Here is a 19,645-nt window from a genome sequence, read left to right on the forward strand (position 1 = left end):
AGGAGGCAGTCCGTGCCGCACGTCCTGGTCCTCAACGCGTCGTACGAGCCCCTCGGCGTCGTACCGCTCCGCCGCGCGCTCGTCCTCGTCCTGGAGAACAAAGCGGTCTCCCTGGAGGAATCCGGCGCCTATCTGCACAGCGCGACAAGGGTCGTCCCCGCGCCCAGCGTGGTACGGCTCAAGCGCTTCGTGCGGGTCCCCTACCGGGGGCCCGTTCCACTCACCCGGCGCGCCCTGTTCGCGCGGGACGGCGGCCGCTGCATGTACTGCGGTGCCGTCGCCACCAGCGTCGACCACGTCATTCCGCGCAGCCGGGGCGGACAGCACGTCTGGGACAACGTCGTCGCGGCGTGCCGGCGCTGCAACCACGTCAAGGCCGACCGGCACCTGCTGGAACTGGGCTGGCGCCTGCGTCACCAGCCTGCCCCTCCCTCGGGTCTGGCCTGGCGCATCATCGGCACCGGACACCGGGACCCGCGCTGGATGCCCTACCTCCAGCCGTTCGGGGCCGAGGACGCGCTGGAGCGGATCGGGATCGGGGTGGCCGCCTCCTGACGGCCTCCGCCGCGGCTCCGCCGGATGCACCGGGACGCAGGTCGTCGGACCTGCGTCCCGGCCTCCCGGGGGTCGGCTCACCTGATCGGCAGGACACCCTCTACGGCTTGACCGCGTAGGCCTCCACCGACCAGAGCGAGCAGCCGTAGCGCGTCGCGCGGCGCTCGCACGTCACCCGCACGAAGCGGGTGTCCGGCGCGTCCAGCCGCACCGACTCGCGCCCGCCGCGGGAGCCGGTGACGGCCGCGGCAGGCCGCCACGTCACGCCGTCGGCGGAGGTCTCCACCCGGTAGGCCGACGGGTAGGCGTCCTGCCAGTGCAGGTCCACCCGGCCGACCCGGGCCGGGGCGGGCAGCTCCGCCTGCCACCACGCGCCGTCCACCGCGGGCGACGACCAGCGGGTGCTGGGGGAGCCGTCCACGGCCGCCGAGGCCGGGAAGGAGGCGGTCTCGTTCGCCGAGGAGCTCGCCCGCGCGGTGCGCAGCAGGTCCGGTCCGCCGGTCCGGGGCACCGCACGGACCGTCAGGGTGCGGGTCTCCCCGCCGAAGGCCACCGGGATCCGGTAGCTGCCCGTCGGGGTGTTCGGCGCGACCACGACCTCCAGCGGGATCGACGCCTGACCGCCGCGCGGGACCACCGCGGTCTGCGGGAGGCGGACTTCTATGCCGGCCGGCGGCTGCGCCGACAGCGGTCCGCGGACCTCGCCGGGCCCCAGGGCGGACAGCTGGGCCGTGACCCGCTGCGGGGCGCCGCCGATCTCGGCGTCGGTGCGGCCCCCGTCCGCCAGCTCGAAGCGGGCCGTGGGGCCGTCCCCGAACCACGGCACCACCCGGTGCACCACGGGCGCGGCCCCGGCCCAGGCCAGGCGCACCGCGTCGGCACGCACCCCGGCCGTGTCGACCTGGGTCCAGCCCGACGGCGCCGCGTCGCCGACCTTGCGCCAGCCCTCGCCCGGTACGTGGACCTCCACCACGGCGCCCCGCGAGCCCGCCGGGAGCGGGTCCGTCATCACGGTCACCGCCGACACCGGGCGTGCGGAGTCCAGCCGCACCGTCCAGGCCTGTGCGTCCTTCGTGACCGTGCCGGCCGTGCGGGCGACGCCGGTCCAGGCGTCCGCCTCCGCCGCCGCCTTCTTCAGGAAGGGGTCCAGAACGGCCTTGTCCACCTGGGCGGGTCCCGGCTCGGCCAGTGCCTCGCGCGCCTCGGCGAGGGCCTGTGAGGCCTGCCACGCGGCGGCCCCGTCCCCGCGGGCCTGGGCCTGCAGGACGTCCACGGCCAGTTCGCCGGCGGTTCCGTAGCGCGAGAGGCGCTCCAGCCAGGGGCCCGCCTCGTCCGACAGGGCGGTCAGCCGCTCGGGGGCCTCGCGCAGCACCGTGAACGCCTTGCGCAGCTCGGACCCGGCAGCCGGATCACCCGCGGCCCGGGCCTTCCAGAACTGCTCGACCAGCGGCTTCAGATACGCCGACTCCTCCTGCTTGAGGCCGGACGAGGTCGTGTTCCCGGCCAGCGCCGCGATCGCCTCGCGCTCCTTCGGGTCGGAGCCCGCCAGGTCGCGCACCGCCGCCTGCCAGGACTCGCCGGCCCGGTAGTCGCGGGGGTTCCAGGCGAAGTCCGCCGCGGTGAAGAGCGGGATGCGCGACAGGATGGGCTGCTGCATCGCGTTGGCCAGCAGCGCCGCGGAGCCGCCTGCCACCGCCGGTTCGCGGCCCGCGTACGGGCCGAGGAAGATCCGGCCCGGGTCCCAGTCGTTCACCGGGTAGTTGTCCATGGTGATCAGGGGCTGCTGCCCCATGGCGGAGCGCGCCCCGGCCAGTTCCCGGCCCGTGATCGTGCGCGGCACCACGCCGACGCCCGTCCAGGCGACCTCCACCCGCGCGTCCAGCGCGCGGGCCAGGGCCGTCCGGTAGGTGGTGGCGCCCTCCTGGTAGTACTCGGTGGGCAGCAGCGACAGCGCGGGCGCCCCCGGATACCGGGCGGCCAGGTGCGCGGCCAGCTCGTTCGCGACCTCCGCGTGCGCCTTCGCTGCCGCCGCCGGGCCCCGGCCGTACTGCTGCCGGTCCGCGCGGCAGCCCCATTCGGTGTAGCTGACATCCTGGAACTGCACCTGGAAGGCGCGGAAGCCCAGGTCCCACATCGCGTCCACCTTGCGCGCGAGCGCCGCCCGGTCGGCCGCCGACGACAGGCACATGGACTGTCCCGGGGTGACCGCCCAGGCCAGTACGACCCGGTTGGCACGGGCCCGTTCGGCCAGCGCGCGGAACTCCTCCTGCCGCTCCCGCGGGTAGGCCTCGCGCCAGCCCGTCGTGCGGAAGGTGTCGTCGCCGGACGCGATCAGCAGCCTGTTCTGCTTGGTGCGGCCCATGAAGTCCAGCTGGGCCAGGCGCTGCTCCTGGGTCCACGGCTGTCCGTAGAACCCCTCGGTGATCCCGCGCACCGGCGCGGCCGGCCAGTCCCGCACCAGGACGCCGGGCACCTTTCCGCGGCCCGCGGCGAGCAGCTGACGCAGCGTCTGCGCCGCGTGGAAGAGCCCTTCCCCGCCGACCCCGGCCAGCGCGACCGTGTCCCGGCCGCCGGGCCGGCCCACGGCCAGCCGGTAGCCGCCGGCCGGCAGGTCCGTGGCAGCGGTCGCGCCCATCGCCAGCAGGGCCTCCTGCGCGCCCGCGTCCTGGAGCCGTACGAGTGTGCCCCGCTCGGGCAGCGGCTCCCCGGGGGCCGGCTCGTGCAGGGTCTTCACGCCCGCCTTGCGCAGGGCCTCGCGCACGACCCGGAGGGCGTACGGATCGGCGTCCGCCGGGGCCACCAGCACGGCCTCCCGGCCCAGCGGGACCTCGCGCGCGGGATCGGCGGCCATCGACTGCGGCCGGGGCCACACGGCCGGGCCCTCGGAGGCGCTCCGGGGGGTGTCGGCACCCGGGTCGAGCACGGGGCCGACGGCGCCGTTGGCGCCGACGCCCGAGGCGCCGGCTGCGCCCGGCGCGGTGGTCGGCCCGTCCGGCAGGGAGGGGCTGGCGAGGAACCCGAGCGGCGCGGAGGCCACGGCGCCGCCGAGCAGCGACCCGATCACCGCGATGGCGGCCGCCGTCGACCGTTTCCTGCCTCTGAGCTGCACAGAGCCTCCTCGTCGCGAGACGTCCCCCACTCGTACGAATGAGCCCGAGCCCACCACCCGTGCGGCTGGAGTGTCAATGCGGGTGGGTGATCTGCCCCGGATGCGACAGGAATGCGACCCCTCCCAGTGGGTATGGCTGCGGTGTTCCCCGGCGGCGTCCCGCTTTTGTGCTCCACGCTTCTGACCCACCCTCACCTCCGCCTGCCCGCACGCACGAAGGAGCGCCCGTCCATGGACGACCTGGCCCGACTCGCCGCCCTGCACGGCATCGCCACCTCCTACCGGCCCGCCCCCGACGTCACCGTCGAGGTCCCCGAGGCCACCATCACAACGATCCTCGGGCTGCTCGGCGTCGTGACCGACGATGCCGAGAGCATTCGGGTGTCCGCCCGGTCGGCCGCCGAGTCGGCCGCCGGCCGGCTGCTGCCGCCCACGGTGGTGCTCTGGCAGGGGGAGCCCGTTCCGCCACTCCCGGCCGGGCTCCCGCCGGGCAGCCGGGTCGTGGTGGTGGCGGAGGAGTCGGGCGAGGAGCTCGCCTGGGGTCCCGGACTCCCCCTCGGGGTCCACCGGATCACCGCCGAGGCCCCCGACGGGCGGACCGCCGGGGCGACCCTGGTCGTGGCCCCCGAACGGGCCCCCGCCGCGCCGGAGCGGGCCCACGGGCTGCTCGTCCAGCTCTACTCCCTGCTCTCCGAGCGCTCCTGGGGCATGGGCGACCTCGGGGACCTCGCCGAACTCGCCCGCTGGGCGGCCCGGACCCACGGCGCGGACTTCATCCAGGTCAACCCGCTGCACGCGGCCCTGCCGGGAACCCCGACCGACCCCTCGCCGTACCGCCCGTCCTCGCGCCGCTTCCCCGACCCCGTCCACCTGCGGATCGAGGACGTCCCCGAGTACGCCGACTGCCCCGAGCGTCAGGCCCTGGCCGAACTGGCCTCCCGGGGCGCCGCGCTGCGTCACGAGGTGCTGGAGAAGGGCGCCCTGATCGACCGGGACGCCGTCTGGGCGCTCAAGCGACAGGCCCTGGAGCTGCTGTACGCCGTCCCGCGGACCCCCGAACGGGAAGCGGACTACCGGGCGTTCTGCGCACAGGGAGGCGCCTCGCTGGACCTCCACGCGGGCCGGCAGGCCTCCCGCACGGGCGAGGACCCGAAGGCGCGCACCGACTTCCACCGCTGGCTGGTCTGGCTGACGGACGGCCAGCTTGTCGCCGCCCAGTGCGCCGCCCTCGGAGCCGGCATGACCGTCGGCATCGTGCATGATCTGGCGGTCGGGGTGCACCCGGACGGTTCGGACGCCGCCGAGCCCGCCCTCCACGCCCGCCACATCTCGGTGGGGGCCCCGCCGGACGCCTTCAACGCGCGCGGGCAGGACTGGGGGCTGCCGCCCTGGCGCCCGGACGTGCTGGCCGGCACCGGCTACGCCGCCTTCCGGGCGCTGCTGCGCGGGGTGTTCCGGTATGCCGGCGCCCTGCGCATCGACCATGTCATGGGCCTCTTCCGGCTCTGGTGGATCCCCGAGGGGACCCCGCCCGCCGAGGGCACCTACGTCTGCCACGACGGCGAGGCGATGCTGGCGGTCCTGGTCCTGGAGGCGCACCGGGCCGGGGCCCCGGTCATCGGCGAGGACCTCGGGACGGTGGAGCCGCGCGTGCGCCGGGAGCTGGCCCGCCGCGGGGTGCTCGGCACCTCGGTGCTGTGGTTCGAACGGGACTGGGCGGGCGACGGCGGCCCGCTCGCCCCGGAGGCCTGGCGGGCGGACTGCCTGGCCACCGTCACCACCCACGACCTGCCGCCCACGGCCGCCAAGCTCGCCGGCGGCCATGTGGAACTGCGTGACCGGCTCGGCCTGCTGACCCGTCCGGCCGACCTGGAGCGGGCCGAGGACGCCGCCGACACCGCCGAATGGCTGGCCCTGCTGGACGGGCTGGGGCTCGACACCAAGGGTGAGGAGGCCGCCGTACAGGCCCTGTACGCCTTCCTGCTGCGCACCCCCGCGCGCCTGGTCGGCGTATGGCTCCCGGACGCGGTGGGGGACCGGCGGCCGCAGAACCTGCCGGGCACCTGGGACCAGTACCCCAACTGGCGGCTGCCGGTCGCCGATGCCTCGGGCCGGCCTCTGACGCTTGAGGAGCTGATGGCCTCGCCCCGGGCGAACGCGCTGCTCAGCGCGGTGCGGGAGGGAGCGGTTCCCCGTACGGCACCCCCGGGCGCGCGCGGCGTTTAGGTGTTCGCTACGTTTGCACCGTGGACAAGAAGAACGCTCTGCGCGCCGGCGCCGTCTCGGCCGGAACGACGCTGATGATGCTGCTGATGACGTCTCCTGCTCTCGCGCTGACCCGCGACGACGGCGACGACCCGGGCCCGGGCCTGAGCATCGGTGAGACGCTCGGTCTGTACGTGGTCCTGCCGATCGTCATCTTCCTCGTCATCGTGGGCCTCGTGATGGTCCTCGACAAGTCGGACAGGCCGCAGAAGAAGCAGGCCTGACCCGCTGCGGCCCCGTGCGGGCCGCGGCCGTATGACCTTCCCGGGCGCCGGGGGTCCGCACCGCCGATCCGTTTCGGCCGTGCGTCGACCCCCGGCGCCTCGGCGTGTCCTCAGATGCCGGCCAGCAGCTTGCGGAGCAGGCCGGTGAGCTGGGCCACCTCCTCGTCGGACAGCCCGGTGAGCGCGGCGCGCTGCACCTCCAGACCGGCGGTGACGGCCTCGTCGACGAGTTCGAGGCCGCGGTCGGTGATCGTCACCTGGAGCCCCCGCCGGTCGTGCGGATCGGGCTTGCGGCACAGCAGTCCGGCCTTCTCCAGCTTGTCCAGCCGCCCGGTCATGCCGCCCGTGGTGAGCATGAGGGTCGCCGAGAGCTGACGGGGCGAGAGCGTGTACGGGGCGCCCGAACGGCGCAGCGTGGCGACGACGTCGAACTCCCCGCGCGAGATGCCGAAGCGCTGGTAGCGCTCCTCCATCGCGTCGCCCATGGCCTTGGCGATCCGGTAGATGCGTCCGAAGACGGCCATGGGGGCCGTGTCCAGCTCGGGGCGCACGGCGAACCACTGGGCCGTTATCGCGTCGACCGCGTCCTTTTCCTCACTCATGAGCGCAGTATTCCGGTTCCCTCGGATCGTTCGCAAGAAAGTTGCTTGACCATAAGTAGCTTAGCGGTAAGCTATTTATCGGCAACCGAATCGGGGGAGGGGCCGTCATGGCAGTGTTCAGGAGCGGGACGTCGAAGGCCGGGGAGGCGAAGGTCGCGGGGGAGCGGTCGCTGCTCCTCGGCATCGGAGTCAGCGCGATCGGGATCGGCATGTACATCCCCTTCTCGCTCGTCTTCTTCCACCACGTCACCGGCCTCTCCTTCACCCTCGTCGGCCTGGTCATGACGGTCACCGGGGTGGCCGGGCTGGCCTTCATGCCGCTGGCGGGCTCGGCCGTCGACCGGTTCGGCGCCAAGCGGGTCAACCTGGTGCTCTACGGGATCAGGGCGCTCGGCTTCGCCCTCTATCCCCTCGCGAGCTCCCTGCCCGCCTTCGCGGCCGTCGCCCTCGTCACCGCGCTCGCCGACCGCTCCTTCTCCGTCGTGCAGCAGTCCCTGATCGGGGAAGTGGCGCGGGGCGCCGCCCGCGACCGGCTCCAGGCGTCCACCCGGGCCCTGCAGAACGCCGGGATGGGCGCGGGCGCCCTCCTCGTCTCCGGCGTACTGGCGCTGTGGGGCACCGGCGGCTTCACCCACACCGCCTGGGCCAACTCCCTCGCCTTCGCTCTCGCCGGACTGCTCGTCAGCAGGGTCCGCCCGGTCCCGGCCGAGCCGGACGCCGCCGGCGCCGGGCGGCCGGCCGCCGGCTACCGGATGGTCCTGCGCGACCGCCCCTTCCTCGGGCTCACCGCCGCCAACTTCCTCACCGCGCTGGGCTACGCCGCCCTCTCCGTCCTCTTCCCGCTCTACCTCTCCACCTGGCTGACGGCGCCCGACTCCCTCACCGGAGCGGCCTTCACCCTCAACACCGCCCTGTGCGCCGGGGTCGGCGTGCTGGTCGCGGGCCGTGTCCGCCGCTCCGGCGCCCGCCGCACCCGCTCCGCCGCCCTCGGCGCCCTGCTCTTCGCCGCCGCCTTCGCCGGGCAGATCGTCCTCGGCACCCTGCGTCCCGGCCAGGGCGCGACCCTGGCCGCCCTGCTCGTCATCGTCGTCGTCTACACCCTCGGCGAACTGGTGCACAGCCCCTCCGGCGGCGCCCTGTCCGTCTCCGCGGCCCCCGAGCCGGTGCGCGGCCGCTACCTGGCCACCTACCAGCTGTCCTACTCGCTGGCCACCGCCCTCGCCCCCTCCCTCTTCACCGCCCTGCTCGCCGTGGACGGCCGGCTGCCCTGGGCCGTCCTGACCGCCGCCGCGCTCGGCGCCGCCCTGGCGCTGCTGCGGCTGGAGCGGCACCTGCCGGCCGAGGCCGTGCACGCCGAGCCCCCGGCCGCGGTCGCCGGCGCCGCTGCCACCACGGCCGCGTCCGACCGCCGTCCGGCCTCCGCGGCCGCCTGAACCGCACCCCCCGGTCCCGCCTTCCTCTTATCCGCACGAGGAGCCACCCGCCATGAAGCGTCTCGCCACCGTCGCCCTGACCGCCCTCGCCCCCATCTCCTGGGGCTCGACCTACGCCGTCGCGTCCGAACTGCTGCCGCCCGACCGGCCGCTGTTCACCGGCGTCATGCGGGCCCTGCCCGCGGGCCTGCTGCTGACCGCGCTGGCCCGCACCCTGCCCCAGGGCGCGTGGTGGTGGAAGTCCGCCGTCCTCGGCACCCTCAACATCGGCGCTTTCTTCCCGCTGCTGTTCCTCTCCGCCTACCGGCTGCCCGGCGGGGTCGCGGCCGTGCTCGGCTCCGCCGGCCCGCTGTTCGTCGTGGGCCTGGCCGCACTCGTCCTCGGGGAGCGCGCGAGCCTGCGTACGGTGCTGGCCGCCGTCGCGGGGGCGCTCGGCGTGAGCATGGTCGTCCTCAGGGCCGAGGCGGCACTCGACCTGACCGGTGTCGTCGCCGGTGTGGTGTCCTCCGCCTCCATGGCGGCGGGCACCGTGATGACCAAGCGCTGGGGCCGGCCCGAGGGCGTCGGACCGCTGGCCATGACCGGCTGGCAGCTGACCGCCGGCGGGCTGGTCCTCATCCCGGTGGCCGCCTTCGTCGAGGGCGCACCGCCCGCCCTCGACGGCAAGGCCCTCCTCGGTTACGGCTACATGATGCTGATCAACACCGGCATTGCCTACTGGCTCTGGTTCCGCGGCATCGGGCAGCTCGGCGCCACCTCGGTCACCCTCCTCGGACCGCTCTCCCCGCTGACCGCGGCCGCCATCGGCTGGGCGGCCCTCGGGCAGGCGCTCACCCCCGTGCAGCTCGTGGGCATGGCCATCGCCTTCGGGGCCACCGTCGCCGGACAGCCGGCTGCCGCCCGCACCCCCCAACCGTTCAGTTCTGCTGAAAAGAACGATCGGAACTTTTCGATGGACCTGACTGATGGGCGGGTGCGACGGTAGGTCCCTCGACATCCGACCGACCCGAGGGGGAGACGCACAGTGGCCGTCATGGACCGCGTCCGCACCGTTTCGCACGCCGAACCCGGCAGCACGGGCAGGAAGGGTGCCGCCGGGCTCGGCGTACTCCTCGCCCTGCTCGCGACGGTCGTCTGGTCCGGCAGCTTCGTCGCCACCCGGGGCATGGCCGAGACCGTCCCGCCCGTCCAGGCGGTCTTCTGGCGCTGGATCATCGCCCTGCTGGCCGTCGCCCCCTTCGCCGCCCGCCAGGCCTGGCAGCAGCGGGCCCTGATCCGGCGCCACCTCGGCTTCATCGCCCTCGCGTCGCTGTTCGGCGTCGCCCTCTACAACACGCTCGTGCACCAGGCCGGACTGACCACCTCGGCCTCCAACATGGGCATGATCATGGCCGCCTCGCCCGTCGTCATGGCGCTGTACGCCCGCCTCGGCGGCGAACGGCTCGGCGCCCGCCGCACCTTCGGCATGCTGCTCGCCGCCTTCGGAGTACTGCTGCTCGTCGGCGACGGCTCGATCGGCTTCGACTTCGGCGCGGGCGACCTGTGGATGTTCGCCGCGGCCCTCTCCTTCGCCACGTACAGCGCCCTGCTCAAGCGCAAGCCCGCCGAACTCGGCGGACTCGCCTTCCTGATCACCACCTTCGTCCTCGGCGCGCTGATGCTGGCCCCGGCCTACGCCGTCTCCCTCCACGTCCAGGGCGGCTTCGAGACGACGGCCGACACGGTCGGACCGCTGCTCTACGTCGGCGTGTTCTCCTCAGCCGTCGCCTTCTTCGCCTGGAACAAGGCCGTCTCGGTCATCGGAGCGGCCCGCGCGGGAGTCGTCTACTACCTCCAGCCGGTGTGCGCGGCGGGGCTCGGCCTGCTGCTCCTGGGCGAGCCGACCGGACCGGCCCAGCTGCTCTGCATGGCGCTGATCCTCGGCGGGGTCGGGCTGGGAAGTGCCCGGCGGTAGGTTCGGGCCCATGACCGAGTGGGACATCAAGAAGCTGCGGATCCTGCGGACCCTCGCCGAACAGGGCACCGTGACCCGGGCGGCCGAGGCGCTCCACATGACGCCCTCGGCCGTGTCGCAGCAGCTGACGAACCTCGCCCGGCAGCTGGGGGTGGTGCTGCTGGAGGCGCAGGGCCGCCGGGTCCGCCTCACCGACGCCGCCCACCTCGTGCTCCGGCACGCGGAGGCGGTGTTCGCGCAGCTGGAGCAGGCCGACGCGGAACTGGCCGGCTACCTCGCCGGGGACGCGGGAGAGGTACGGCTCGGCGCGTTCTCCACCGCCGTGCCCGCTCTGGTGGTCCCGGCGGTGGCGGAACTGCGCAGGGCCCACCCGGGCGTGGAGGTACGGGTCCGGGAGACCGAGGCCGCGGAGTCCTACGAGCTCCTGTCGGCCGGAGGTGTGGACCTGGCGCTGTCGCTGGCCGCCCACGCACCGACCGCCCGGGACCGGAGGTTCACCCGGGTCACGCTGATGGAGGACCCGCTGGACGTGGCCCTCCCGCCCGGGCACCCCCTGCGGGACGCGGCGGACCTGCGGCTGGCGGACCTGTCCGGGGACCCGTGGATCTACGGGGGCAGCGGGCCGTGGTCGGAGATCGCCCGCGGCGCGTGCGAGGCCGCGGGCTTCGTGCCCGAACAGGCCCACTCGGCTTCGGGCTGGACGGCCATCCTGGCCATGGTCGAGGCGGGCATGGGCGTCGCCCTGGTCCCCCGGATGGTGTCGAGCCGGGCCTCGGGGGTGGCGGTCCGGGTGCTGTCGCGGGACCGGCCGACGCGGCACGTGATCGCGGCGGTGCGGCGCGGAGCCGAATCCGCTCCCGCGGTGGCGCACGTCCTCACGGCCCTGCGGACCGTCGCCGCCGGGCCCTGACGGTACGCTCCCGGGGCTCCGCCCCGGACCCCGTACGTGCGCTCCGCGCCCGTGCCCTCAAACGCCGGGCGGGCTGAAATTCAGCTCTGCCGGCGTTTGAGGGCACGGGGTCCGGGGCGGAGCCCCGGCTACGGCGCGAGCCGTCAGGCCTGAGCGGCAGCGGCAGCCGCGTCGGCCGCCTGGGCCTTCAGGGCGCGCTCGACGCCCGCCCGGGACTCCGACACCAGCCGCCGCAGCGCGGCGTTCGGCTCGGCCGAGGCCAGCCAGGCGTCCGTCGCGTCCAGGGTCTCCTGCGAGACCTGGAGCGCCGGGTACAGGCCCACCGCGATCTGCTGGGCGATCTCGTGGCTGCGGGTGTCCCAGACCTCCTTGACGGAGGCGAAGAACTTCGCGGTGTACGGGGCCAGCAGCTCGCGCTGGTCGGTCTGGACGAAGCCGCCGATCACCGCCTCCTGCACCGCGTTCGGCAGATCGCCGGACTCCACCACCGAGGCCCACGCCGCGGCCTTGGCCTCCGCCGTCGGGCGGGCCGCCCGCGCCGTCGCCGCGTGCCGCTCGCCGGCCGCCGTCGCGTCCCGCTCCAGCTCCGCCGCGATGGCTGCCTCGTCGGCCACGCCCGTCGCGGCGAGCCGCTCCAGGAACGCCCACCGCAGCTCGGTGTCGACGGCCAGGCCCTCGATCTGCGCCGAGCCGTCCAGCAGCGCCGACAGGTACGCCAGCTGCTCCTCGGTGCGGGCGGTGGCCGCGAAGGCCCGCGCCCACGCCAGCTGGTGGTCGCCGGCCGGCTCCGCCGCACGCAGGTGCTCCAGGGTGGCCTCGGTCCAGGCCGCCAGGCCCTCCTCCCGCCACGCCGGGTCGGCGTACAGGTCGACGGCCAGCTTCACCTGGCGGTGCAGCGACTGGACGACGCCGATGTCGGACTCCTTGCCGATGCCCGAGAGCACCAGCGAGAGGTAGTCGCGGGTGGCGAGCTCGCCGTCACGCGTCATGTCCCACGCCGAGGCCCAGCACAGGGCACGCGGCAGGGACTCCGCGAAGTCGCCGATGTGCGAGGTGACCGCGGCGAGGGAGGCCTCGTCCAGGCGGACCTTCGCGTACGACAGGTCGTCGTCGTTCAGCAGGACCACCGCCGGGCGGGTGCGGCCCACCAGCTCCGGCACCGTGGTCAGCGCGCCGTCGATGTCCAGTTCGATCCGGTCGGTGCGCACGAGCGCGCCGTCCTGGAGCTCGTACAGGCCCACCGCGATGCGGTGCGGGCGCAGGGTGGACTCGCCCTGGGCGCCGGCGGGCAGCGCGGGCGCCTCCTGGCGGATGCCGAAGGCGGTGATCACGCCGTCGGCGTCGGTGCTGATCTCGGGGCGCAGGACGTTGATGCCGGCCGTCTCCAGCCACGCCTTCGACCAGGCGGTCAGGTCGCGGCCCGAGGTCTCCTCCAGGGCGCCCAGCAGGTCCGACAGGCGGGTGTTGCCGAAGGCGTGCGTCTTGAAGTAGGCCTGCACGCCCTTGAAGAAGGCGTCCGTGCCGACGTAGGCGACGAGCTGCTTGAGCACCGAGGCGCCCTTGGCGTACGTGATGCCGTCGAAGTTGACCATGACGTCGTCGAGGTCACGGATGTCGGCCATGATCGGGTGCGTGGACGGCAGCTGGTCCTGCCGGTACGCCCACGTCTTCATGGAGTTGGCGAAGGTGGTCCACGCGTGCGGCCACTTCGAGCCCTCCGCGTACGCCTGGCACGCGATCGAGGTGTAGGTGGCGAACGACTCGTTCAGCCACAGGTCGTTCCACCACTCCATGGTGACGAGGTCGCCGAACCACATGTGGGCGAGCTCGTGGAGGATGGTCTCCGCGCGGACCTCGTACGCCGCGTCCGTCACCTTCGAGCGGAAGACGTACTGGTCGCGGATGGTGACCGCGCCCGCGTTCTCCATCGCGCCCGCGTTGAACTCCGGCACGAAGAGCTGGTCGTACTTGGCGAACGGGTAGTCGTAGGCGAACTTCTCCTGGAACCAGTCGAAGCCCTGCCGGGTCACGTCGAAGATCTCGTCCGCGTCGAGGAACTCGGCGAGCGAGGGCCGGCAGTAGATGCCGAGCGGTACGGACTGGCCGTCCGGGCCCTCGTAGGAGCTGTGCACCGAGTGGTACGGGCCGACGATCAGCGCCGTGATGTACGAGGAGATGCGCGGGGTCGGCTCGAAGCGCCAGACGTTGTCCTTGACGTCGGCGGGCGCCGGCGTCGGGGAGTTCGAGATGACCGTCCAGCCCTCGGGGGCCGTCACGGTGAACTGGAACGTGGCCTTCAGGTCGGGCTGCTCGAAGCTGGCGAAGACCCGCCGCGCGTCCGGCACCTCGAACTGGGTGTAGAGGTAGGCCTGCTGGTCGACCGGGTCGACGAAACGGTGGAGGCCCTCACCGGTGTTGGTGTACGCGCAGTCCGCGACGACCCGCAGCTCGTTGGCCCCGGCCGCGAGGTGCGCCAGGGCGATCCGGGAGTCGCGGAAGACGGCGGCGACGTCGAGCGACTTCCCGTTGAGGACGACCTCGTGGACCGCCGGGGCGACCAGGTCGATGAAGGTCTCCGCCCCGGCCTCGGCCGACTGGAAGCGCACGGTGGTCACGGACGGGTAGGTGCCGCCCTCCTGCGCACCGCTGAGATCGAGTTCGATCTCGTAGGAGTCGACGGTGAGCAGCTTCGCACGCTGCTGAGCCTCTTCACGGGTGAGGTTCGTGCCTGGCACGCGGTCATCTCCTTCGATGGTGACGTTGCCCGGACATCCTTCCACGGGGTGAGGGTGTCCTGCTCTCGGATTACTTTCGACCGACCTGCCCGAACTGTCACCCGGTGGGGTGAGGTTTCAGCCGCACCCACCTGTGGGTATAAGTTCAGCCTTAAGTTCGCGGAATGTGGGACATCATCCTGTTGTAGCCCGTGGAGGCATGGTTGCTGCGTCTCTGCGAGGACGGGCCGGAAACGGCGAACCGGATCGTGGACGCTCTGGACCACCTGGCCGCGGAAGGGCCCGGCCTGGGCAGGCCCATGGTGGACCGGATCCACCGGAGTGCGCTGCACAACCTCAAGGAGCTGAGGCCGGGCTCGGCCGGCCGGTCCGAAGTGCGCATGCTCCTCGTCTTCGACGCGGACCGCGAAGCGGTCATCCTGGTGGCGGGTGACAAGGCGGGTCGCTGGAGTCGCTGGTACGAGGAGAACATCCCGGCCGCCGAGCGGCGCTACGAGCAGTACGTGGCCGACAAGGAAAGAGGAGGCACAGGGTGAAGGGACGTTCGTGGCGGGAGGTGCGCGCCGAGGCGCTGCAACGGCAGCCGCTCCTCGGGACCGCCGACGCCGAAGAGCAGAGGGCTCAGGTGAGGGCCGAGAACACCGCGCGGATCCGGGGGTACGAGCTCGCCGGGCTCCGGCGCTCCGCCGGGCTCACCCAGGCCGACGTCGCGGCCGCTCTGGGCCTCAGTCAGGCGCGCGTCTCGCAGATCGAGCACGGCCAGGTGGACAGCCTCGACGTCCTGCGGGCGTACGCGGCTGTACTCGGCGGTGAGGTGTCCGTCACCGTCCAACGCGGCGACGTCACCGTGAAGGTCGCCTGACCCCGGGAAACGCCGGAGGGCGGACGCCGTGCGGCGCCCGCCCTCCCTTCGTGCCCGCGGCGGGGTCAGCCGCGGAGTTCCTCGGCGACCAGCTCCGCGATCTGGACCGCGTTCAGCGCGGCGCCCTTGCGGAGGTTGTCGTTCGACACGAACAGCGCCAGGCCGTTGTCCACCGTCTCGTCGACGCGGATGCGGCCCACGTACGAGGCGTCCTTGCCGGCCGCCTGGAGCGGGGTCGGGATCTCGGAGAGCTCCACGCCGTCCGCGTCCTTCAGCAGCTCGTAGGCGCGCTCGACGCTGATCGGGCGGTCGAAGCGGGCGTTGATCTGCAGGGAGTGGCCGGAGAAGACCGGCACGCGCACGCAGGTGCCCGAGACCTTCAGCTCCGGGATCTCCAGGATCTTGCGGGACTCGTTGCGGAGCTTCTGCTCCTCGTCGGTCTCGAAGGAGCCGTCGTCGACGATCGAGCCCGCGAGCGGGAGGACGTTGAAGGCGATCGGACGCTTGTAGACGCCCGGCTCGGGGAAGTCGACGGCACCGCCGTCGTGGACCAGCCCGGTCGCGCCCTCGGAGACGGCCTTGACCTGGCCGTCGAGCTCGGCCACACCGGCCAGGCCGGAGCCGGAGACGGCCTGGTAGGTGGTGGCGACCAGCGCGGTCAGGCCGGCCTCGTCGTGCAGCGGGCGCAGCACCGGCATGGCCGCCATGGTGGTGCAGTTCGGGTTCGCGATGATGCCCTTGGGGCGGTTCCTGATCGCGTGCGGGTTGACCTCGGAGACGACGAGGGGGACCTCGGGGTCCTTGCGCCAGGCGGAGGAGTTGTCGATGACGACGGCGCCCTGCGAGGCGACCTTCTCGGCCAGGGCCTTCGAGGTGGCGCCGCCCGCGGAGAAGAGCACGATGTCCAGGCCGGAGTAGTCGGCCGCAGAGGCGTCCTCGATCGTGATCTCGCGGCCCTCCCACTCGATCGTCGAGCCGGCGGACCGGGCCGAGGCGAACAGGCGCAGCTCGTCCACCGGGAACTTGCGCTCGGCGAGGATGCTGCGCATGACTGCGCCGACCTGACCGGTGGCTCCGACGATTCCGACCCTCACGGTGACTCCTTCTGGTCCGTACGACGCGGGCGCGCGTGAGGCCATCATGCGTTCGACCCCACGCGCCTTGTCCAATCCATTGTCCGAGGACCGGACGGTGTCCTGCATGTGAACACCCGTGGTGGGTGCGTGGCGGCCGTGTTTCATGCCCTCCGAACGGCCGTTTTGCCTGATCGGGACCGGTTGGCGTCCGGTCCGCCGTGCCCGCTGTCCGGACGTGATCGGCTCCAGGGCGAACCGTGGACCCGGGGAGATCCACCGTGCCCGCCGTCCGCAGCCACCGGGAACGGCCCGAGGGGGCGGCGCTCGTCGGAGCGCCGCCCCCTCGGGTTTCACGCGGGAGGAACGGAAGGTGCTACGGGAGGACCTTCTCGATCTGCACGCTGCCGGTGCCGGCGGCGGTGCCGCGGGCGTTGAGCAGCTCGACCTGGCCGAAGAACTGACGGCCCTCGGGGGCCGCACTGGTGACCAGGACGTTCGCCGAGACCTGCGCGGTGGCACCGGTGGCGAGGTTCACCGTGGCGGCCTCGTCGACCTGGACGGAGCCCAGGGCGGCCGAGAAGAACACGTCGCGGTAGTCGTACGTGGTGGAACCGGACGGGACGGCGTATCCGATCACCTTGACGGTGTAGGTGCCCGCGGCCGGGTTCTTCAGGCTCACGGCCTCCTCGGAGTCGCCGTCGGCGGCGGAGCCGACCTTGACGCCGTCCTTGTAGACCTCGAGGTCGAGGTCGGCGCCGGTGTCGGACACCTTGCCGATCGCGACGTCGAGGCGGGAGGTGCCGGCGGGGACGGCGATCTCGGTGGTGTGGGTCTCACCGTTCGCGATGGTCGGCTTGGCGACCTTCGCGGAGCCGAGCGGGCCGCCCTTGAGCTTGCCGTCGCCGATGGCCGCGCCGGCGTTCTTGACGCTCCACTGGACCGGGGCGGGGGTGCCCTGCTTCACCTCGGGCAGGACCTTGACCGCGGGGTCGAAGGCCGCGCCGAGCACGGAGACATCCAGCTTGAACGGGTTGTCGAGCACCGGCGACGTACGACGGGCCTCGACCTCGATCTCCCAGACGCCCGGCGTCGGCTCGGGGTACGAGCGCACGTCGGGGCGGCAGGTGTTCGCCGGGTTGTCGTAGTTCGGGTAGCAGTTGGTCGTGGCCGTCGGGTCGACCGGCACGCCGTACGGGTGGATCGCGATGAAGCGCGTCTGGGCTCCGGCCGCGAGACCGCTGAGGGCGACCTCCAGGCTCTTGGCGCCCGGCGGCACGGTCACGAAGTACGACTTGTGCGTGTTGCGCTGCACGGTGGAGGACTCGGACAGGGAGAACGCCGGCGCGGCCAGGGGGGCGGAAGCCACGACGGTGGTCAGGATCTGCTTGTCGATGCCCTCGGTGGTCTCGTCGTCCAGCTGCAGGATGCCGCTGTGGACGCCGGCCGTCTTGGCGTTGGCCTCGACCTTGATGGTGACGGGCTTGTTCAGCGGCAGCGTGACGTAGTCGTAGCCGCCGATGATCTTGAAGGTGCCGTCGTTGTTGCGCCAGCTCAGGTCGTGCCGGGTGCCGTACTTGACGCCCGTGGTGCGGGTGACGACGACGTTGTAGACCTTCTTCTGGCCGACCTTGAGGCCGCCCTCGCGGTCGTACAGGCCGGTGCCGAAGCCCGGGGTCTTCAGGAACTGGTCGATCGCGGTGTCGACCGGGGCCTTGACCGTGAACTCGTTGGCCTTGGCGTCGCGCTGGACGGACTCCCACGCGCCCTCGACGTCGATCAGACCGGAGCCCTGCGCGTGCGCCGGGACACCGTCGATCTTCTTCGCGGAGCTGGTGAGCGCGACCCGCAGGGAGGCCGGGGTCAGCTTGATGCCCTGCTGCTTCGCGGCCGAGATCAGCAGCGCGCTCGCGCCCGCCGCCTGCGGCGAGGCCATCGAGGTGCCCTGGAGCATGCCGTAACCGGCCGGCAGGCTGTAGCCGGCCTCCTTCACCGGCGCGCCGGGCAGCCAGGTCTGGATGGTGTTGATGGCCGCGCCGGGGGCGCTGATGGTCGGCGTGAAGCCGCCGTCCTCACGCGGACCGCGCGAGGAGAAGGGGAACATGTTGTACTTCGTGCTCACGCCGGAGCCGTAGTTGGCGGCCCACGTCTCCTTGGAGACCGAGGCGCCCACGGAGATGACCTTGTCCGCGAGGGCCGGGTCGCCGATGGTGTTCACACCCGGACCGGAGTTGCCGGCCGAGATGACCAGCTGGACGCCGTAGGTGTCGACGAGGTTGCGGTAGAGCTCGGCGCGCGCGTTGTTGCCGTCGTTCAGCGCAGGCAGGCCGCCGATCGACATGTTGACGATGTCCACGCCGCGGTTGACGACGAGGTCGATCATGCCCTCGGTCAGCGCGATGTTGGTGCAGCCGCCGGACCAGGAGCAGGCGCGCGAGGAGACGAGCTTGGCGCCGGGCGCCTCACCGTTCATCTTGCCGCCGAAGAGGCTGTTGGCGGCGGTGATGCCGGCGACGTGCGTGCCGTGCTCGGACTCGATGATGCCGATGTTGACGAAGTCGGCCTTCTTGCCGACCCAGTCCCCGCCCAGCGGGTCCATCGGGACGTCCTTGCGGATCTCGATCACGAACGGGATCCGCTCGGCGACCTCGGTCGCCGGGTTGTCCGTGCCGAAGTAGCCGATCTGGTAGCCGTCCTTGTACGGCTTCATCGGCTCGTTGTTCGTGAAGTCGCCGTCCTGGTCGGTGTCGACGCGGACGGTGCCGGCGGCGGCGTCGTAGAGCATGCCGAACCGGTCGGTGGTGTCCCCGTCGCGGTTGACGTCGCCCGCCATGTCACCGGTGGCGGTGATCGACTCGCTGAAGCGGCTCCACTGGAAGCTGCCCTCGGGCGCCTTCCAGCTCTGGCCGCCCGCGGTGAAGGTGCCGCCGGCCGCGGTCACCGGGGTGATCTGGGCGCGCCAGGTGCCGTCGTTGTCGGTGATCGGGTCGGTGGCCGTCACCCAGTCGACGATCTTGCGCTCGCCGGTGGTGGTCTTCTGCAGGGCCGGGTGGCCGAGGTCGACACCCGAGTCCATGATGCCGATGGTCACGCCGCGGCCGTCGGCCTGCGGGTTCTTCTCGACGAACTCGACCGCGCCGGTCTCGAAGGACGGGTTGTACGGGTTCTTCGCCGGCGTGTTCTTGTCCGGCGCCGCGTACGTCTCGGCCGCGGTCTTCTTGACCGCGCCGCTCTCCCGGCCGGCGTCGGGGCGCGGGTCCGGCAGCTGGATCTCGTGACGCAGGTCGATGCCGTGCACCGAGGACAGCTTGGCGGCCGCCTTCAGCGCGGCCTCGGCCTGGCCCGTCGGCAGGGTGGCGCGCACGTAGCCGAGGTTGTCGTACGTCCGGCCGACCGAGGCGCCCTGGACGGCGTCCAGCTGGTCGGCGACCTGCTTGGTCTGGCCGGGGGCGGTCGCGACCATGACGGTGACGTTCGCGTCACCCTTGGCCTTGGCCTCCTGGAGCAGTTCGACGTCGGCCGAACCGAGCTTCTGGTCGGCGGACTTGACCGCGGGCGAGGTGCCCGGGGTGTCCGCGCCGGTCGCCGCGAACACGGGCCCGGCGCCGGTCGCCGCGAGGGCGGCGACCAGGCCGGCCGCGGCCGCGACGCGTGCGACGCGTCTTGCCCCGGGTATGGAGCTGGGGGATTCGAGGGTCATCAGCATCCCTGGTAAGTGAAAGATACGGTCCGGATTTCGGTGCCGGATGACCGGTCAGCTTTCCTCAACCGACAGGTCTTTGGGGAGGGATGTCATCGACCGAGATCTGTCGTGGCGGACATCCGCCAGCGCGGCACTTCCGCCAGTGGGGCCGTATCCGGGCACAGTGGTGCGAACCACAGGGGCTGAAGAGTTGATTTATCGACTTAGTGGCTCCAAGTCG

At 72.8% G+C, this 19,645-nt stretch carries 14 protein-coding genes; 9 read left to right on the forward strand and 5 right to left on the reverse strand.

The genetic code is table 11. The features are described from left to right. The first annotated feature begins 12 nt into the window (after positions 1–12). The gene (locus tag AAT21_RS01380) at positions 13–555 is read left to right on the forward strand and encodes an HNH endonuclease (protein ID WP_046774876.1); all 543 of its coding nucleotides are present in this window, start codon (positions 13–15) and stop codon (positions 553–555) included. Between the two features lie 100 nt (positions 556–655). Here AAT21_RS01380 and AAT21_RS01385 read toward each other — a convergent pair whose 3' ends face one another. After that, positions 656–3,664: a beta-N-acetylglucosaminidase domain-containing protein gene (locus AAT21_RS01385; protein ID WP_046774877.1), complete on the reverse strand. Its 3,009-nt coding sequence runs from the start codon at positions 3,662–3,664 to the stop codon at positions 656–658. Between the two features lie 231 nt (positions 3,665–3,895). On the opposite strand from AAT21_RS01385, the gene AAT21_RS01390 reads away from it, so the two are divergent. Both AAT21_RS01390 and AAT21_RS01395 read left to right on the forward strand, forming a co-directional pair. Beyond that, positions 3,896–5,890: a 4-alpha-glucanotransferase gene (locus tag AAT21_RS01390; protein ID WP_046774878.1), complete on the forward strand. Its 1,995-nt coding sequence runs from the start codon at positions 3,896–3,898 to the stop codon at positions 5,888–5,890. 20 nt (positions 5,891–5,910) lie between these two features. Then, the gene (locus AAT21_RS01395; protein WP_046774879.1) at positions 5,911–6,153 is read left to right on the forward strand and encodes a hypothetical protein; all 243 of its coding nucleotides are present in this window, start codon (positions 5,911–5,913) and stop codon (positions 6,151–6,153) included. A gap of 110 nt (positions 6,154–6,263) precedes the next feature. On the opposite strand, the gene AAT21_RS01400 is transcribed toward AAT21_RS01395, so the two are convergent. Beyond that, the gene (locus AAT21_RS01400) at positions 6,264–6,755 is read right to left on the reverse strand and encodes a MarR family winged helix-turn-helix transcriptional regulator (protein ID WP_046774880.1); all 492 of its coding nucleotides are present in this window, start codon (positions 6,753–6,755) and stop codon (positions 6,264–6,266) included. Positions 6,756–6,862: 107 nt separating this feature from the next. Here AAT21_RS01400 and AAT21_RS01405 point away from each other — a divergent pair, with 107 nt between their 5' ends. The 4 genes from AAT21_RS01405 to AAT21_RS01420 are packed head-to-tail and all read left to right on the forward strand — an operon-like array spanning position 6,863 to position 11,052. Continuing rightward, the gene (locus AAT21_RS01405) at positions 6,863–8,188 is read left to right on the forward strand and encodes an MFS transporter (protein WP_046774881.1); all 1,326 of its coding nucleotides are present in this window, start codon (positions 6,863–6,865) and stop codon (positions 8,186–8,188) included. A gap of 52 nt (positions 8,189–8,240) precedes the next feature. After that, positions 8,241–9,173, forward strand: coding sequence for an EamA family transporter (locus AAT21_RS01410; protein ID WP_046774882.1), 933 nt, complete (start codon positions 8,241–8,243; stop codon positions 9,171–9,173). A 48-nt stretch (positions 9,174–9,221) separates the two neighbouring features. Continuing rightward, positions 9,222–10,142: a DMT family transporter gene (locus AAT21_RS01415; protein ID WP_046775509.1), complete on the forward strand. Its 921-nt coding sequence runs from the start codon at positions 9,222–9,224 to the stop codon at positions 10,140–10,142. A gap of 10 nt (positions 10,143–10,152) precedes the next feature. Continuing rightward, positions 10,153–11,052, forward strand: coding sequence for a LysR family transcriptional regulator (locus tag AAT21_RS01420; protein ID WP_046774883.1), 900 nt, complete (start codon positions 10,153–10,155; stop codon positions 11,050–11,052). 143 nt (positions 11,053–11,195) lie between these two features. On the opposite strand, the gene pepN is transcribed toward AAT21_RS01420, so the two are convergent. After that, on the reverse strand, positions 11,196–13,787 hold the full coding sequence (gene pepN / locus AAT21_RS01425) for an aminopeptidase N (RefSeq protein WP_046774884.1): 2,592 nt from the start codon (positions 13,785–13,787) through the stop codon (positions 11,196–11,198). Between the two features lie 191 nt (positions 13,788–13,978). Here pepN and AAT21_RS01430 point away from each other — a divergent pair, with 191 nt between their 5' ends. Next, positions 13,979–14,323: a type II toxin-antitoxin system RelE/ParE family toxin gene (locus AAT21_RS01430; RefSeq protein WP_200904318.1), complete on the forward strand. Its 345-nt coding sequence runs from the start codon at positions 13,979–13,981 to the stop codon at positions 14,321–14,323. Next, positions 14,320–14,649 carry a helix-turn-helix domain-containing protein gene (locus AAT21_RS01435; RefSeq protein ID WP_046774885.1) on the forward strand — a complete coding sequence of 110 codons (330 nt, stop codon included), beginning with the start codon at positions 14,320–14,322 and terminating at the stop codon, positions 14,647–14,649. Before AAT21_RS01430 ends, AAT21_RS01435 begins: the two co-directional genes overlap by 4 nt. 65 nt (positions 14,650–14,714) lie before the next feature. On the opposite strand, the gene AAT21_RS01440 is transcribed toward AAT21_RS01435, so the two are convergent. Together AAT21_RS01440 and AAT21_RS01445 are read right to left on the reverse strand one after the other, a co-directional pair. After that, on the reverse strand, positions 14,715–15,743 hold the full coding sequence (locus AAT21_RS01440) for an aspartate-semialdehyde dehydrogenase (RefSeq protein WP_046774886.1): 1,029 nt from the start codon (positions 15,741–15,743) through the stop codon (positions 14,715–14,717). A gap of 355 nt (positions 15,744–16,098) precedes the next feature. Then, positions 16,099–19,422, reverse strand: a complete 3,324-nt coding sequence (locus AAT21_RS01445; RefSeq protein ID WP_046775510.1) for a S8 family serine peptidase — start codon at positions 19,420–19,422, stop codon at positions 16,099–16,101. Positions 19,423–19,645 lie beyond the last annotated feature (223 nt).

Origin of the sequence: Streptomyces yangpuensis (assembly GCF_001005295.1) — a bacterium.
Classification (GTDB): Bacteria; Actinomycetota; Actinomycetes; order Streptomycetales; family Streptomycetaceae; genus Streptomyces; species Streptomyces yangpuensis.